At 43.2% G+C, this 16,072-nt stretch carries 17 protein-coding genes; 1 reads left to right on the forward strand and 16 read right to left on the reverse strand.

All coding sequences use genetic code 11. The features are described from left to right. Nucleotides 1–45: 45 nt before the first annotated feature. Complete coding sequence (locus GT575_RS10840; RefSeq protein WP_161171995.1) at nucleotides 46–870, forward strand: DUF1963 domain-containing protein; 825 nt, start codon at nucleotides 46–48, stop codon at nucleotides 868–870. Between the two features lie 53 nt (nucleotides 871–923). On the opposite strand, the gene GT575_RS10845 is transcribed toward GT575_RS10840, so the two are convergent. From GT575_RS10845 to GT575_RS10920, 16 genes are all read right to left on the reverse strand, one after another. Continuing rightward, on the reverse strand, nucleotides 924–1,859 hold the full coding sequence (locus GT575_RS10845; protein ID WP_161171996.1) for a cysteine-rich small domain-containing protein: 936 nt from the start codon (nucleotides 1,857–1,859) through the stop codon (nucleotides 924–926). A gap of 6 nt (nucleotides 1,860–1,865) precedes the next feature. Then, on the reverse strand, nucleotides 1,866–4,454 hold the full coding sequence (locus tag GT575_RS10850) for a YfhO family protein (protein ID WP_161171997.1): 2,589 nt from the start codon (nucleotides 4,452–4,454) through the stop codon (nucleotides 1,866–1,868). A 71-nt stretch (nucleotides 4,455–4,525) separates the two neighbouring features. Next, a complete protein-coding gene (locus GT575_RS10855; RefSeq protein ID WP_117874591.1) occupies nucleotides 4,526–4,918 on the reverse strand; it encodes a hypothetical protein in 393 nt (130 codons plus the stop codon). Nucleotides 4,919–4,946: 28 nt separating this feature from the next. After that, the gene (locus GT575_RS10860; protein WP_055146459.1) at nucleotides 4,947–5,507 is read right to left on the reverse strand and encodes an NUDIX hydrolase; all 561 of its coding nucleotides are present in this window, start codon (nucleotides 5,505–5,507) and stop codon (nucleotides 4,947–4,949) included. Between the two features lie 13 nt (nucleotides 5,508–5,520). Continuing rightward, the gene (locus GT575_RS10865) at nucleotides 5,521–5,958 is read right to left on the reverse strand and encodes a GatB/YqeY domain-containing protein (RefSeq protein ID WP_161171998.1); all 438 of its coding nucleotides are present in this window, start codon (nucleotides 5,956–5,958) and stop codon (nucleotides 5,521–5,523) included. A gap of 27 nt (nucleotides 5,959–5,985) precedes the next feature. Beyond that, nucleotides 5,986–8,016, reverse strand: a complete 2,031-nt coding sequence (locus GT575_RS10870; RefSeq protein ID WP_161171999.1) for a glycosyltransferase — start codon at nucleotides 8,014–8,016, stop codon at nucleotides 5,986–5,988. A gap of 78 nt (nucleotides 8,017–8,094) precedes the next feature. Next, nucleotides 8,095–8,964, reverse strand: a complete 870-nt coding sequence (gene metF / locus GT575_RS10875) for a methylenetetrahydrofolate reductase [NAD(P)H] (protein WP_161172000.1) — start codon at nucleotides 8,962–8,964, stop codon at nucleotides 8,095–8,097. A 104-nt stretch (nucleotides 8,965–9,068) separates the two neighbouring features. Next, nucleotides 9,069–9,752 carry a YjjG family noncanonical pyrimidine nucleotidase gene (locus GT575_RS10880; protein WP_161172001.1) on the reverse strand — a complete coding sequence of 228 codons (684 nt, stop codon included), beginning with the start codon at nucleotides 9,750–9,752 and terminating at the stop codon, nucleotides 9,069–9,071. A gap of 267 nt (nucleotides 9,753–10,019) precedes the next feature. Continuing rightward, nucleotides 10,020–10,679 carry a hypothetical protein gene (locus GT575_RS10885; protein ID WP_161172002.1) on the reverse strand — a complete coding sequence of 220 codons (660 nt, stop codon included), beginning with the start codon at nucleotides 10,677–10,679 and terminating at the stop codon, nucleotides 10,020–10,022. Nucleotides 10,680–10,771: 92 nt separating this feature from the next. Continuing rightward, complete coding sequence (locus GT575_RS10890) at nucleotides 10,772–11,425, reverse strand: hypothetical protein (RefSeq protein ID WP_161172003.1); 654 nt, start codon at nucleotides 11,423–11,425, stop codon at nucleotides 10,772–10,774. A gap of 41 nt (nucleotides 11,426–11,466) precedes the next feature. After that, nucleotides 11,467–12,384 (reverse strand): ATP-binding cassette domain-containing protein, encoded by a 918-nt coding sequence (locus GT575_RS10895; RefSeq protein ID WP_243147882.1) that lies wholly within the window; start codon nucleotides 12,382–12,384, stop codon nucleotides 11,467–11,469. Between the two features lie 85 nt (nucleotides 12,385–12,469). Beyond that, a complete protein-coding gene (locus GT575_RS10900; protein ID WP_022058324.1) occupies nucleotides 12,470–12,841 on the reverse strand; it encodes a GntR family transcriptional regulator in 372 nt (123 codons plus the stop codon). Between the two features lie 185 nt (nucleotides 12,842–13,026). After that, nucleotides 13,027–13,392, reverse strand: a complete 366-nt coding sequence (locus GT575_RS10905) for an ArsR/SmtB family transcription factor (protein WP_022216672.1) — start codon at nucleotides 13,390–13,392, stop codon at nucleotides 13,027–13,029. 11 nt (nucleotides 13,393–13,403) lie between these two features. Then, nucleotides 13,404–15,317 (reverse strand): heavy metal translocating P-type ATPase, encoded by a 1,914-nt coding sequence (locus GT575_RS10910; RefSeq protein WP_161172005.1) that lies wholly within the window; start codon nucleotides 15,315–15,317, stop codon nucleotides 13,404–13,406. Between the two features lie 108 nt (nucleotides 15,318–15,425). Next, complete coding sequence (locus GT575_RS10915; protein WP_055146474.1) at nucleotides 15,426–15,644, reverse strand: cation transporter; 219 nt, start codon at nucleotides 15,642–15,644, stop codon at nucleotides 15,426–15,428. A 201-nt stretch (nucleotides 15,645–15,845) separates the two neighbouring features. Beyond that, a complete protein-coding gene (locus tag GT575_RS10920; RefSeq protein ID WP_015533823.1) occupies nucleotides 15,846–16,067 on the reverse strand; it encodes a phosphopantetheine attachment site in 222 nt (73 codons plus the stop codon). Nucleotides 16,068–16,072: the final 5 nt, after the last annotated feature.

Here is a 16,072-nt window from a genome sequence, read left to right on the forward strand (position 1 = left end):
TAATTGATGTGTTGACTTTAACAAATAGGGATTAGGGGGTATAAAATGAAAATGCACGAAATGGATTTGATTGAATTCCTTATTAAAGAAGGACACACTGATATTGCAGAAAGTATTAAAGACTACCGAAAAAATACTATTAAAATGTGTGTGAAGGATGTGGAAAATGTAATTGCAAAAGGCACAAGTAAAATCGGTGGCTTTCCCGATCTTCCACCCGAAATTCCATATCCCACAATGTCGGGCTATTCCTGCAAGCGCGGAGATGACACTGAGCGGTACGAAAAATCAGCAATGCAGCTTGTTGCTCAAATCAATCTTGCGGACATTGCCGACTTGGATATTGAAAACAAGCTTCCGCACACGGGTATTTTATATTTTTTCTGGAGCGGAGAAATCGACTCAATTCACCAGACCAACAAATGGGTTGAAAGCGTTGCTGACGACCCCGAAAATTCGGCTTATCACAAGGTGATCTGGTACAATGGCGACCTGGCAAATTTAAAGAGAACTGAGCCGCCTGTTCCATATTATTCAAAGTATTTTACAGAAGTTTTTGAGGAAAAGGCCGTCGAGTTTGAACTCACCACAGATTATCAGCCACTGGGAGATGTGCTTGACTGTGACCTATTTGACCGTCTTGAAGAAGTTGCTCCAGATTATGATATCGAATATCTTTCGTATGACGGAAACAAATTATTCGGTTATCCTACGGGTGGTAATATACCGGATGTAAACACAAAAACTCATCTGCTGTTTCAATATGGTTACAACGTTGGTTGTCTATGGAATATCTTTTGGATCATTTCAGATGAAGATTTAAAGAACCGCAATTTCGACAAAGCGGTCTTTAGTTTCGATTTGGACTAATAACTATAATTCTAAGTAGGAGCAGAACACTCCTGCTCCTACTTGGTATAAATTCAGTGCTTTATACAGAATTCACAGCCACCGCTCTGTCCAATACAGTCTCTGCAATCAGAATCCACCTCAAACACATCTTCACCCGCAATCAGATATGTTCCAACAAGACTCATCTTCGGCGACATACGTTCTCCGTTCCATGACACGCCTACCTGTGATGCATCCATAAGTCCAAGCAGCTCAGGTACAGCATCCATGCCCATTCCATAATATCCCGGGCCGAATGATGGACTGCAATATTTCTTCTCATATACACTGTTCTTTCTCTCAAGATATCCTTGCAGCCACCCTCTTATGACATCCATGCATGCCACCTGAAATGCCTCCATGTAATACTGGTCAAGCACAGAACCAGTGTTTTCCAGATCTACAACCGGTGCATGAAATGCATAAATGTAACCTTTATCAATAAGACTGATGTCAAGCTGTGTCAATATTCCGCACTCTATCTTTTTCCCACAAAAAGTAAAATAGCCGGGGCAAATGCACTCAGGAGCAAATTCCTGTAAAAGAACATCCACCGCACAAGATCCAGACATATCTTTCATAACCCCATCCAATATTCTGTCAATATTGATCTGATGCTCATACTTCATATCTGCATCTATTTCATTTATATGGGTAATCTGCATCAATCGTTCTTTCACCTGAGTCTTGAGCTTTCGAAGATCTATATGCAAAAGCTCATCTTCCCTCTGAAGGCGTCCAATAACCATATCATACATCTCTGGCTGATGTACTAAAAGACAATTACTGCAATCTTTTATCCGCTGCCCTTTCCGGCTGATCACATACTCAGGATTACCTAGGCACCGTTCCTCGCGATAAAGTGGGCAGTAGCAGAACATGCAATTAAAGTTCTCTACTTTCTCCACTTTATGACACGGGAAAAACTCACATTGTGTATTCTGAAAAAATTTATAACTATTTTCCATAATATATTATGCCGTTTTATTTTTCTGTTTTTTCATTTTTTTCTTAACTATCTCTACACCTGCATAAATCAGGAATCCAGCAAGTGACATGATCAGCCCCAGCCTCAAACCTGGCGTATGATAAACCATTTGTACTGTATGCTTACCCTTATCAAGTTTTATTCCCATAAAAGTATCTGCAAGCTCATCAATTTTAACCTCTTTACCATCCACAACAGCAGACCATGCATCTTCATAAGGTATTGAAAGCAGTATTTCTGTATCATCGTCAACATCTACTTCACCAGTAATTCTATTTTTAGAAATTTTTAAATCTGTTTTATATCCAGTGTTAAGAATATTGATCGCTTTTTCAAACACATCTGTATTCAGCTGCGATACATACAATGTATGCTTCTTGTCCCTATTGGTTTTTCTCTTTATAACTAAATCTATTTGATCTCCAGCCTTATATTCACCAATGTACATGCTGTTGATTTCAAACCTGTGACATGCATTCTGAATCAACTCGCCATTTACATATACCTCACAATTGTTATCATATAAGCTACTATGTGTTTTGCTTCCATCAACAAACACGTATACCGGTCCATCTTTTTTTACATCCAATTTCCATTCTTCATTACCATTCTTGTCAGTATGTATATATTCTGAATCAACATTCTCATATACATCTACTTCTTCACCAAGCATAGCGGATAACAGGTTCTGCTGATTTTCAAATGGGTCATTGCCAAATGAAACCTTCTTTATATCGTCATTCACCGGATAGCCGAGGGGCAAAGCGTATTTATTTTTATATACCTGTGCATACTGAGTCTTCAGATCCGTTTTCTCGTATCCTGATGCCGGACTCTTTAATTGGACATATTTTATTGACAGCAAAGAATCTGTCAGCAGCATAGGACTATTCCAATATGTCTCACGTAAAAAAAGCTTCTCCCCAGGGATATCAGAATATCCCATATAAGCTAGAAATCTGTCAACATTAAAATCATAAGCTGAACTATAATGCTCTATGCTATTATAACCATACAGCAGTGACTCCCCCGTCGCTATATCTCTTCCAATAGTCTTTAGATAATTATAATCATTTTCATATCTGAAAAAGCTTCCCTTCTCAGTATCATTAAGACTATCGACTATATTCTCGGCAGCAACTGTGTAATCAGAAAAACTCCTTGCATCATTATTGTATTCAGAAAAAGCAATGTACACATTATAACCGGCTTCTATCGCAGTCAGGCATGCCACTCCAAAGCATACTACCTTGGAAACATTTTTTCTATTGTTACCACATAACAGCACTATTATCCCTATACCAAAAATTGCCATATAAATAATGACTATATTACGCGGTGAATTTATTTTCTTTATATAATATAAAAATGCCAAACCTACTGCAACAACCCCCATTGCAGAAGCTACTTCTTTTTTTGATACCTGGTCTTTTTCCCATAATTGAACCTCTCTTGCAGCGATCATTATCATTACAAAAGAGAGTACAAAACTAAATCTGAAGAAGTATGAAGTGCTTCTAACAAAGGCTGTCCACACAAGCTCTAAATCTCTAAGACAATAACAGCTGCACAACAAAGCAAGCAGACATGCCATACAGATTTTTTCTTTTTTCTTCACAGCAGAATTAAAGAAAAATGCAACAACAGCAATAAGAACGATGGTTCCCGTAAAAATAGGGGGTGCATCCTGCGCATTCACTTTCGCACCAACATCAAATCCACTAAGGAACTGTGTTATATCCATATTAACTATACGGCTCAATCCAACGGTATTATTTGTTGCAATTCCTCCAACAAGCGCCATACACGCAGGAAGAAGTATACACAGACTCGCCAACACTCCACATAACATTGTTACTATATATCTAAATATACTTTTCCATTCTGTTTTCAACGCTTTTTTTATACTAAAGTCATTTGCATTAAGATATTCAACAATAAATAGTATTCCTGACATCAGACATACCATATAGCCAGTGTACCAATTACAGAAAATTGCAACGAATACAGAAGTAAATAGCAGCCCCGTTTTCTTCTTATCAACGCACTTCCATACTCCTAGTGCTATCAATGGCAAAATAATAACTCCATCAAGCCACATAACGTTTCTACAATTATACACATTATATTCCATAAGTGCATATAACGATGATAATACAAGGCCTGGTATCACCGATATTTTGAACCTTTTATCAACATATATGTATCCTGTTATTCCACACAAACCAATTCTGAGCAAAATCATAAATGCCATAAACTGTGGTATCTGCGCCTTTGAAAAAAACACAATAAACAAATTTAATGGACTAGACAAATAATAAGCTACTATCCCTATCATCCTGCCGCCAAGTGCTTTTCCTGTAGAATATTCTATACCTGCATTTCCATGAAACACATCCCATAAATATCCATAATAGTCCTTATACTGTAGCAATGAATCCCAGATCATCGTAGACTTATTACCAAATGGTACCACTCCGCACACAGCCATAACAATCAACGTTATAATAACCGGTAACAAAAATGCCAATGCAATGATGATCATTTTTTGTCTTAGAGTTTTTTGCTTACTCATCAATCTCCTCCTGTAATCCACATCTTTATTATCAACTATCTATAGCTTGACAATATCTAAAAAGCAATTAATTATCTGATTGCCCTGTTTTTCGCAGCACCCATAAACATGATAACCGGAACCACTATTCCAACGATCATCATAATCACTGCTATCAGTTTGCTGTCACCGGACACCAGTGTCACTATACCGCTTATTATCGCAAGTATCACCAGAAATGCTGCCCATACAACTATGGCAGACGCCTTTGCAACCTTGTTGCTTCCGGCTATTCCAAATATACCGCCTATGATGGCCGCCAGCGACGCTATTCCGGCCACAACGCCACATACGACAGCCTTTGTCGATGGCTCATCTGCAAGCACAAGCTTTGCAATGTCATAATATCCGGCATTTACAAGCCCCCATATGAGCATGATGAGCGACGATGCCGTCACCATTCCCTTTCCAGGTAATTTTTCCATAGATTATTTCTCCTTTTTCATTCTCATATCACTGTCTGCTCCACACATAACAGAAGGCCTGTGTTCTGGCTGCAAACTTCTCAGTCTTGAGCAGTTCTCTTACCTCTGCCTTTGTGTACCATCCTGGAGTGATCTCCTCCAGAGTTGAAGTGCTAGGCTTGAACTCGCCTCTCGCCTTGCCTACAACGCACATATTTGTCTCATTTGAAAATCCTACAGCACTGTAGCTTGTCCCTATTGTGTCACTGATCTCGTACAGCTCAAGTCCCGTTTCCTCCATAAGCTCACGTCTAGCACTGACCTCAGGAGTCTCCCCCGGATCTATGAGTCCGGCAGGGAAATTATATACCCATTCACCCGGAGCAAGTCTGAACTCCTTATCTATAAGGATCCTCTCATCTGCCTCGTCTGTGGCGATGATGACCACCGCATCTGCTGCCTTGCCATGAAGTCCCTCGAAATCGGTGATTTCTCCATTCCTGCTTATCATCTCATAGTTCTTAACTATTCCGTCTACAGTCTCGTACTGAACATCGTATCGTGTGATGAACTTTCCCTGTTCTTTCTTTTCAATTCCTACAAATTTCAAAACACTTTCTCCTCTACTTGCAAAGCTCTGCCACAACCTGATTGATGACCTTGCCGTCTGCCTTGCCCTTGAGTTCAGCCATGACAGCCTTCATGATCTGGCCTTTATTCTTTGTTGCTATCACATCTGCAAATTTTGTTGTGAGGATATCTCTCACCGCATCCTCTGACAGAAGCTTTGGCGCATACTCGTTGAACACATCATATCTTGCCTTGTACTGCTCCAGAAGATCTGTTCTGTCTGCAGGGCAGGTATCGATCTGCTCTTTTACAGACTTGATCTCCTTGAGGATAACACTATCAACTATATCCTCAGGAATGTTGTCTCTGCAGCCGTTATCGATTCCGACCTTCTTAACTGCTGATACGAGGGATGAGATGCTGTCCTTTCTCTCCTTATCCCTTGCCTTCATTGCTGCTATCATATCCTTCTGTAACTTCTCAAGTGTCATTTTTATTTCCTTCTTTCTTTATTTTTATCACTTTTTTATTTTATACCATATTGAACGCTGCTTTTGCAAAACAACATTCTCTGCCTGAAGCTGTTCCAATTTCTTCTGAATATCTGCTTTTTCTGTCTGAAGTTCTCCAAGTTTTGCCTGAAGATCAGATTTCTCCTTCTCAAGTTCTTTTATCCGGATACCCCTGTCAGCCTTTTCCTTATATGTCTGCTGTAGTTTTGCATTTATCTCCGACTTTTCCTTGTATGTTCTTTGAAGCTTGGCATTTATCTCTGACTTTTCCCTGTAGGCACGCTCATTTTCTTCAATGCGTTTTTTTAATTGTCTGGAATTTCTACCAATCTCATCCCTCAATTCTCTGCGTTCTTTTTCATGACATTCACATACCCTGATCAGTGCATCCTCTACCGGCTCTCCATCATATTCAAGAATCTTCTTCGCAAGTGCATTATCTCCATATTCAGGTTTAAGCCATTTCTCTATCTTCTGTAACTGAACGTCATTCTGGTCGGCGTCCACATTCTTATGGTAAAGGCCTATTTCCTGTGAGCCCGGTAAGTACCGAAGATCCTCACATGGCATAGCCGCCACAACCGGAACTCCTGACATGATCTCTATTAGCTTAAGCCAGATGTCATCCGCCCACAGGCACATCTCCACCATCTTGTCTTTGTCGAACCACTTATCATCATAAATTCCTGGTGGATATAAAGTTCCTGCGCCCCCGGTTGCAAATAACTGCATCTTTGGTCTGTACAGACAGGCAACCGTCTCCTTCATCCAATACCTGTACGGAATAAGCTGCCCTTTATCCGAAATGACCATCCAGTGTGTCCTCACAGCGGATACCGCCTCTGGATACTGTAAATATGACATATACAGATTCTCAAGCATGTATGGAGGATATTGCAGATCGTCATCTATCGTCACGACCACGTCGTCCGTGAACTCCTGCAACGCATAGAAATACTTCTTGTGCGGCTTCAGATCATCACACCATCTGACCTCCAGCTTATCCTCAAACTGCAGCTTTCTGAGATCATCCGGGAGATCGTCATCCTTATTAGGGAACTGCTCCTCCGCCAGCCACAGAACGATCTTATCTGCCTTTCTGGTCTGTGAATATATCGACTCAAGCATCTGTGCTATGCCCGCAATTCTGGCGGGATAGGATGTGAGCGACACTATTATCCTTCTCGTCTTGAGCTTTTTCAGCTCCGATGAATCATGTTTCTTTATGATGGAATATTTGCGGAATAACTTGTCATCATTGAGTCCCTTCTCTGTCAATCCGTCAAATATCTCACTGTTAAATACGCTGTGCGCTTTCTCGTAAAACTCTATTCTCTCTGCAGAATCCAGTTCTCTGCAATACTTCTCATAATTGTCCACATACTGACGTATGGCAAAGTACATAACAGCATTCCACAGATCAGTCCTGTCTGCCATGCCCTTCACATGCTCCGTCACACAGTCAACGGTCTTCGGAACATCCGGCAGCTTCTCATCCTCACTCTCAGGAACAACATTCCTTGAAAATGTCAGATTGCTTATATATGCTATCTTCTCCGCCGCTACAGCTCCAATTGCCGAATATATAGCTTCGCTGTCACAACCGGCAATGCCCAGTCCTGCATCTATTATGAACTGCTTTCTGTAGAGTTTATTGCCAACTAATGGTCGTACCACATTCATGATCCTGCCACGGCAGTCCTTCCAGTTAAACACCTGCTTTCCGCCGTGAACCCACTCAAAATGTACACCTCTTCCGAAGGTCTTCCCACCGTCACTGTCTATAAGCTCGCAGTTCGAAATCACCATGTCCGCCCCGCTCTGCTCTGCGGCGTCATGCAGCTTCTCCAGCATGTTCTCCGGATAAACCTCCGAGCCATCCACGAACAGTATATATTCTCCGTGCGCGCGCTCAAGCCCCGCGAATCTGTCCGCTTCTATTATCTCGTACTCCTTAAATGTCTGGCCAGCCAGCTTTGTCCGGCATGTCTCCACACCGCTTCCGGCTGTAAAAATCACTGATATAACCGGTTTCATAACCCGATACTCATTTCATTGAACACCATCCTGTTGCTGTCCCTCATGATGTCCCGCCTCTAGGTCTGTCAATAAATTTTATATCTTAAGTATTTCCGATAGATTCTTCTGTATTCCTGCCGCAACCTCAGGCTTATTCATGGAATACACATGTATATGCTTCACTCCATTTGCCATGAGATCTATGATCTGGTCTGTGGCATATGCAATTCCCGCCTGCCTCATCGCAGCCTCTGTATCGCCAAATGCATCGACTATGCTCTTGAATCTCTCCGGCACGTTACAGCCTGAGAGCTTGACAGCATTCTTGACCTGTACTCTTCTTGTTATAGGCATAATACCCGGTATGATCGGCACTGATATTCCCACCTCTCTGATTCTGTACATGAAATTAAAGAATATGTTGTTGTCGAAGAACATCTGGGTCGTGAGATAATCACATCCAGCATCGACCTTTTTCTTAAGCCCAATTATGTCTTCGTGCTTATTTGCCGAGTCTGGGTGTACCTCAGGGTAACATGCTCCGCCCACGCAGAAATCTCCTGTCTCCTTGATGAGCTCCACCAGCTCTGATGCATGTGAGAACTCTGCAAATACCTGTCCATCATAGTTCTTCGGTATATCACCGCGGAGAGCAAGTATATTCTCTATACCGGCATTCTTCATGTCAGCAAGCGCAGTCTTGATGCCCTCTTTGCTGGCACACACGCATGTCAGATGTGCTATGGTCGGCACGTCGTACTTCTCCTGGATCTCCCGTGCAAGCTGGATCGTATGTCCCTTGGTGCTTCCCCCGGCACCATATGTAACGCTCATGTAATCCGGCTTAAATGCCGCTATACCAAGCGCCGCTGCCTCAACATCCGCAAAGTCTGTATCCTTCTTTGGCGGGAACACCTCAAATGAGAGTGTCGCCTTGTCCTGTGTTATCAAATCTCTTATCTTCATGTACTACCTCTGTATATTTGTCTATTCCTGTTTATTTCAATCTGGACTCATTTATATCCGGACTCATTTGTATCCGGTCCCGATAAATAATTTTGCTTTTTTGCTTACAGCTCTTCAAGCAGCGCCGGAATATCCATAAGTGTTTTCACCTCATAGTCCGAATGTATATCCGCCGCCTGCTGCCCATCCGGATTGAACCATATCGTCCTTATCCCAGCATTTATTCCGCCCTGTATATCTGATGTCAGACTGTCTCCTATGATCACAGTCTCATCTGCCTTTATCTCTGGTCTCCTGCCAAAGCAATAGTCAAAGAATTCTCTGGATGGTTTCTCCGCTCCGGCATCCTCAGATATGAATATATCCTCAAAATACTTTCCTATACCGCTGTCCGCAAGTCGTCCGCTCTGTACATTTGAGCCGCCATTTGACACAATGTACATTCTGTATCTTCCGTGCAAGGTTTCAAGCAGCTTTATCGTATCAGGGAATACAAATCCCTTCTGGCTGAGCTGCTCCTCATAGTAGGCTGTCGCCTCCGCAGCAGAGTAGTCAACTCCCAGCTCTGCAAAAAGTATCTCGTATCTGCTCTCCTTAACCTGCTGCCTTGTGAGCAGTCCCTGTTCAAGCAGCTTCCATCTCGATTTGTTGATCTCGCTGTATCTGGATATGACCTTTTCTGTAGGCTCCACCCCAATATGCCTGAGCATATTGGAGAGCGCTCTGCTCTCGCTGCGCTTGAAGTCCAGCAGTGTCTCATCCAGATCAAACAATATGTTCTGTACCATATAACTTCCTTATATCTTTCTTTTCAAATTCATATGCTGACTTATCAATGTCTGCCGTTATGGTTCTGTATTTTATACATTACTCTTATGCGCAGCTGCCGGATTTTTCCAGTGCGCACATTCTTAAATATTATATTCCACTCACCTGATAATAGCAATAGAGCCGGTTACAAATCTTCTGCTGTGACCGCCCTCTCTTCGGCAATCCCGCACGATCCGCAACCGGCTCTGTTCCGTCTATTTTATTAAGTTTATTTGTATTTTCATTTACTTCATGCTCTTGCTGAGTCCGCTCATCGCGAACTCTGACAACTGTTTTCTGTAGAGAAGTGAACTGAGCAGATACTCTATAACACCACCCAAAAGGATGGCCGCATATCCAAGGACAGCAAGCTTTACAAGCCCAAGGCTTATAACCTCTGATATATGATGGTGACACAGCCAGGAACTGACTATTGACATGCAGGTTATTATCACCAGCATAAACACGATAAAGCTTGCCACAAAATATTTGTAACATACACCGCAGAATATCATAGCTCCGAACAATATAAATATGATCATAAACAATGTATCCTGATAGTTTTCTGTATTCTCCGGATACATTCTGATAAGTATATATTTCTCCGCAACAAGTATTGTGAAAAGTACAAGATACACAACTGTGCTGACGATCACTGGCATTCCCACCTCCAGTTTTCTCTTCATCACGCTTGACTGCACATAGTCCGATGCATTCATGTATATTATCATCTGGTAGGCAAACATTCCAGTCAGCATAAAATAGAAACCGCCCAGAATATTCGTTCCGTGTGATGACAGTTCGACCACAAACCCTATTGCAGTGAACAAAATAAGCATCATCACATTTGTCTTTAACTTATATCCATATCTGAGAAGTTTAAAACCAAGTATCAAATCTTTCATCCCTTAATCCTCCTTGTCTAATATATATCATTCCTCCCGCCGGCAGGCGGGGCGGATAGTCTAAGCCGTTTCCAGCCTTGAACAACAATCTGTTAATCCATATCCAGATAAGACGCCTCAACCTTGCGGTACATATGTCTGCGCGTCACATATATTCCAACCGGCAGCAATACCGCCAGTGCTGCAACTATGAGCCATGTAAACTTCTGCAATCCCGAAGATATCGTTATATATATAACCGCAGCTCCCGATGCTCCTGATGACAGCATGGACAGCAGACTCATGACCTGAACATTCTGGACATATCTCGTAATGTTCAGCGCCCACACCGACAGATTTGCTGTGAGCAGTATCGACAGGCAAAGCAGTCTTACCGGGTTACCCACCATAATTCCATATGGTACGGCCACTATCACCATGCATATCGCGATCCTCACCGGTCGGACAAGCAGATCCGCCGTAAGCGCATTCCGTAACATGGCTTTCCCCTTTGTTGACGTCTTCAGATAATCCATTCCAAGGCAGCCCTTCACACATATTGCACCGAATCCCCAATAATCAGCCATAACCTCGATCGCAGTCATGAGCGCTGCTCCCACACCGAGCATGACCGCTGTTACATAATATTTTCTCACTCCTATATCGATCAATGCCAGTATCACCCCCAGTATGATCGGTATCAACACATTACACACTAGCCGGTATTTTCCATTTGTAATGGCTCTGTAATCCTTTATCATCCTCATAATTACGCTCCTATAAATACGCGAAACACTCTAAGCAGTTTTTACTTTAATACCATTTTTGTATTATTCTTCATGACCGCCACACTTATCTGAAACAGCGATGGTATCTCCTTGCTCACATTCATGCCTGCAAGCTTGTCCAGATTCTCTGCAAGACAGATTCCCTCAAAGCCATAAGGATTCTTAGTCATGGTATAAAGGATCTTTGATGCCTCCTCCGCATCCTGGGCATCTCCCTTTATCAGTATGTATTTCTCCTTCAGGTCCTCCACAAATCCGCACTCGACCACATTTCCATGTTCCATGATGATCGCATAATCAGTGATACTCTCCATATCGGATATATTGTGTGTTGAGAACAATACACTCTTCTCCCCCGCTCCGTCGCTTATATAATCGCCGATCATCTGACACAGCTTGTCTCGCATAAGAGGATCAAGAGGCGATGCCGGCTCATCGAGCAGCAGCAGGTCTGTATCCCTCGCCATAACCCCGGCAAGCATCAGCTTAGTTCTGGTTCCATCAGAGAGTGCTGAACACTTTTTCTTCAGAGCAACACCGTCCGGGGAATCAGGAAATATCGCAAGTTCTCGGCAATATCTTTCGAACTCGTCCCTGTCAAAATTGTCGAAGAGCAGACTGCTTATCTCCTCCACATCAGATACAGTCCACTGTGGAAGGTAATATCTGCCTGTTCCCGTATAGCCTATCCTGTTCTTTACATCCGCCCTTCTCTCCTTTTCCTCCGATGAATACTTGTCAAAGAAAGTCAGCTCACCTTTGTAATCAAGCCTTATTCCTGAAAGCATATTGAGAAGTGTCGTCTTTCCCGCTCCATTTTCTCCGATGAGTGCTGTCGCAAATCCCTTTGGCACCCTCAAATCAGGTATATCCAGTGTAAATTTCTTAAACTTTTTGGAAATATTCTCCCCTTTTACAGCGCAGTCATAATTCATCATCCAATCCTCCATTAAACCTTAAACTCTCTTCACGTCTTTCTTTTTCCCTATTCTCTGTCCACTTTGTTCTCTGCCTGTCAAATCGTCAGTCCTGTACCATAAGCAAGGCATCAAGCATATTCTTTAGTTCATCGTCCGACAACCCCGCAATACGTGCCGCAGCTATGGCCTCCGTCAAAGATGCCTCTACCTTTCGAAGATGCTGCTCTATCAGCATCTCACTGTCCTGTGCATTCACATAAAAGCCCTTGCCCTGTTCAGCCGTGACCAGCCCTTCCTGCTCCAGCAGCTCATAAGCTTTCATGGTGGTGATAACACTTATCTTCAGATCCCGTGCCAGCCCCCTGATAGACGGCAGATATTCGCCCTGGGCATATTTGCCCGCCAGAATGTCCGACTTGAAGCTGTCTGCTATCTGCTGATATATAGGCACTCCTGAGTTCTGAGAAAGTCTCATATGTACACCTCCTTAAACTGTTCTCAACTGTTTATATGTTATATATACACTATGTACAGATGTGTGTCAACAACTTTTTACTCTAAACCCTAAAATAATAATATCTTCATCTCCTTGTCCACGCAAAAAATCCCCGCCGGCACTGATCTGTTCGGTACCGGCGGGGATTTATCTGTCATATTATTCTATTGTTCAAGCGGGCAGGTTATCTGGAACATCTCCTCACACACCTTGTGTACAAGTCTGGCTGTCTCCGTGTCTGCCAGCTTGTAATATACCTCCTTGCCCTCTCTGCGGCTCACGATCAGGCCGCTGCCCTTGAGCTGCTTCAGGTGGTGCGATACGGCCGGATCACTCATCTCCATGGCCGCCGCTATGTTGCTGACACATTCCTCGAGGTGGCACAGCATCCAGAGTATCCTTAGCCTTGTGCCATCGCTGAGCTGTTTGAATATATCTGCCATGCTGCTGCAATCTTCCACAGACGGCATGCATTTTATGATCTTGTTCTCATTGTCGCAGTGACAATGCGGCAAATGTATCTCTCCCATGCGGTCTCCTCCTATTCTTTGAAGCTCAGTGCTCTTGTCGCATTTAATACCGCAAGGATCATAACTCCTACATCTGCGAATATTGCCCACCACATGTTGACAAATCCAACTGCGCCCAGTGCAAGGCATGCAAACTTGATCACAAGTGCAAATACTATGTTCTGGTGTACGATCCTGAGTGTCTTCTTGGATATCTTCATGGCTGTCGCTATCTTTGCAGGATCATCATCCATGAGGACGATATCCGCAGCTTCGATAGCTGCATCGGAACCAAGGGCTCCCATGGCGATTCCTATATCTGCTCTCGAAAGTACAGGGGCGTCATTGATTCCATCTCCGACAAATGCAAGCTTCTCCTTCTCTCCCTTGGCTGCGATGAGCTTCTCGACCTCATCCACCTTGTCTCCAGGGAGAAGTTCACTTCTCACCTCATCCACGCCAAGCTCGCTTCCGACTGCATCTGCAACCTTCTTCGCATCACCTGTGAGCATGACTACCTTCTCCACGCCTGCTGCCTTGAGACCACTTATAGCCTCCTTTGCATTTGGCTTGACAACATCTGATATGAGAATATATCCTGCATACTTTCCATCCACGGCAACATGTATCTCTGTTCCAACCGATGTAGGAACCGCTGCCTGTATGTTCATCTGCTTCATGAGCTTGACATTTCCTGCGGCAACCTCATGACCATCAACAACCGCTGACACACCGTGTCCGCTGATCTCCTTTGCGTCTGTGACCCTGTTGTTGTCGATTTCCTTGCCATATGCCTCCTTCAGGCTCTTGCTGATAGGATGGTTGGAATAGCTCTCGACCAGCGCTGCCTTTTCAAGAAGATCAGCTTCGCTCATTCCTCCCTCAGGATGTATCTCTGTAACCTGGAACACACCCTTTGTGAGTGTTCCTGTCTTATCGCACACGACATACTTTGTGTATGAGAGAGCCTCAAGATAGTTGGAACCCTTGACCAGAATACCCTTTGCCGAAGCTCCGCCGATTCCTCCAAAGAAGCTCAGTGGAATGGATATTACCAGTGCACATGGACAGCTTATAACAAGTGTTGTCAGTGCTCTGATGATCCACTTGGACCATGCTGCAGGATTACCCATGATAATGTTTACCAATGGCGGAAGCACTGCAAGCGCAAGTGCTGCTATACATACAGCCGGTGTATAATACTTTGCAAATCTTGTGATGAAGTTCTCTGATCTGGACTTCTTCATGCTTGAGTTCTCAACGAGATCAAGGATCTTTGATACAGTTGACTCTCCAAATTCCTTGGATGTCTCGATCTTGATAAGTCCTGTGAGGTTGACACATCCACTGATGATCTCATCGCCGACATGAACCTCTCTAGGTACGCTCTCACCTGTGAGGGCACTTGTGTTGAGTGAGGATGAGCCCTCCACAACCTTACCATCGATAGGCACCTTCTCGCCCGGCTGTACAACTATGACTGTTCCGATCTGAACGTCATCCGGATCAACCTGTTCCAGCTTGCCATCCTTCTCTATGTTGGCATAATCCGGACGGATATCCATGAGTGCTGTGATATTCTTCCTGCTCTTGCCTACGGCGTAGCTCTGGAACAGCTCGCCTATCTGGTAGAACAGCATAACCGCTGATGCCTCCTTGTACTCACCGAGCACCATGGCGCCAACCGTAGCTATAGCCATAAGGAAATTCTCGTCAAATACCTCTCCGTGTATGATTCCGAGAAATGCCTTTTTAAGTATATCGTAACCTATGACGAGATATGGAATCAGGTAAGCCACGATCTCTATGCATCGCCACATAACTGACGGATTCTCAAGATCCACCATCCCGGTCTTGTCAAGCACCGTAAATGTGACAGCCATGGCAACCAGAAGAACCGCCGATATTATAATTCTTCTGAGCACTTTTTTCTGTTTCTTTGTCATAACATCCTCCTATCTGATAGAGCACAGATCTTTCACAGTTAGCCGTGACTAAACAACCTGCTATACCATAATCCGGCAGTCATCATGCACATGCATAACCGCCTTTGGTTACATAAAGATCTCGCAGTCAGGCTCAACCTTCTTACAAGCCTTAAGTACATTCTTCATAACCTCAGCCTCGTCAGCTCCGTCGTCGAACTCAACGCTCATCTTCTGTGCCATGAATGCCACTGTTGCATCCTTAACACCTGCTACCTTCTTTGTAGCCTCCTCCATCTTTGCTGCACAGTTTGCACAATCAACTTCAATCTTATACTTCTTCATAATAGTTATCTCCTTTTCATTGTTCTCATTGAATCTATGAACATTTAAACATGTATTTAATTATATGTCAACAGTAAAATGCTATTCTTTTAAAAATTTATTTATATGAACATCTGTGCATTTTAAAAAACCTGTGTATATAACATATACACAGGTTTTTATTCCAGATATATCTGATTCCACTTTCAGATCATGTTTCAGATCCTACTTCAGATCCTCCACAAGCTCATAGAGAGCGATTGCTGAGTTGAAGTTATCAGGTATGATCTCATCACTTGGGATGACAACTCCGTACTTATCTGCTATCTCTGAAATGATAGAGATGATATCGAGTGACTCCAGGATTCCGTCGTCAACGAGTGCCTCCTCATTTTCAAAATCAACATTTGGCTTGATCTTCTTGAGCATCTCAATAAATTCTTTCATTGTTC

Source organism: Coprococcus sp. BIOML-A2, assembly GCF_009875795.1.
GTDB lineage: Bacteria > Bacillota > Clostridia > Lachnospirales > Lachnospiraceae > Coprococcus > Coprococcus aceti.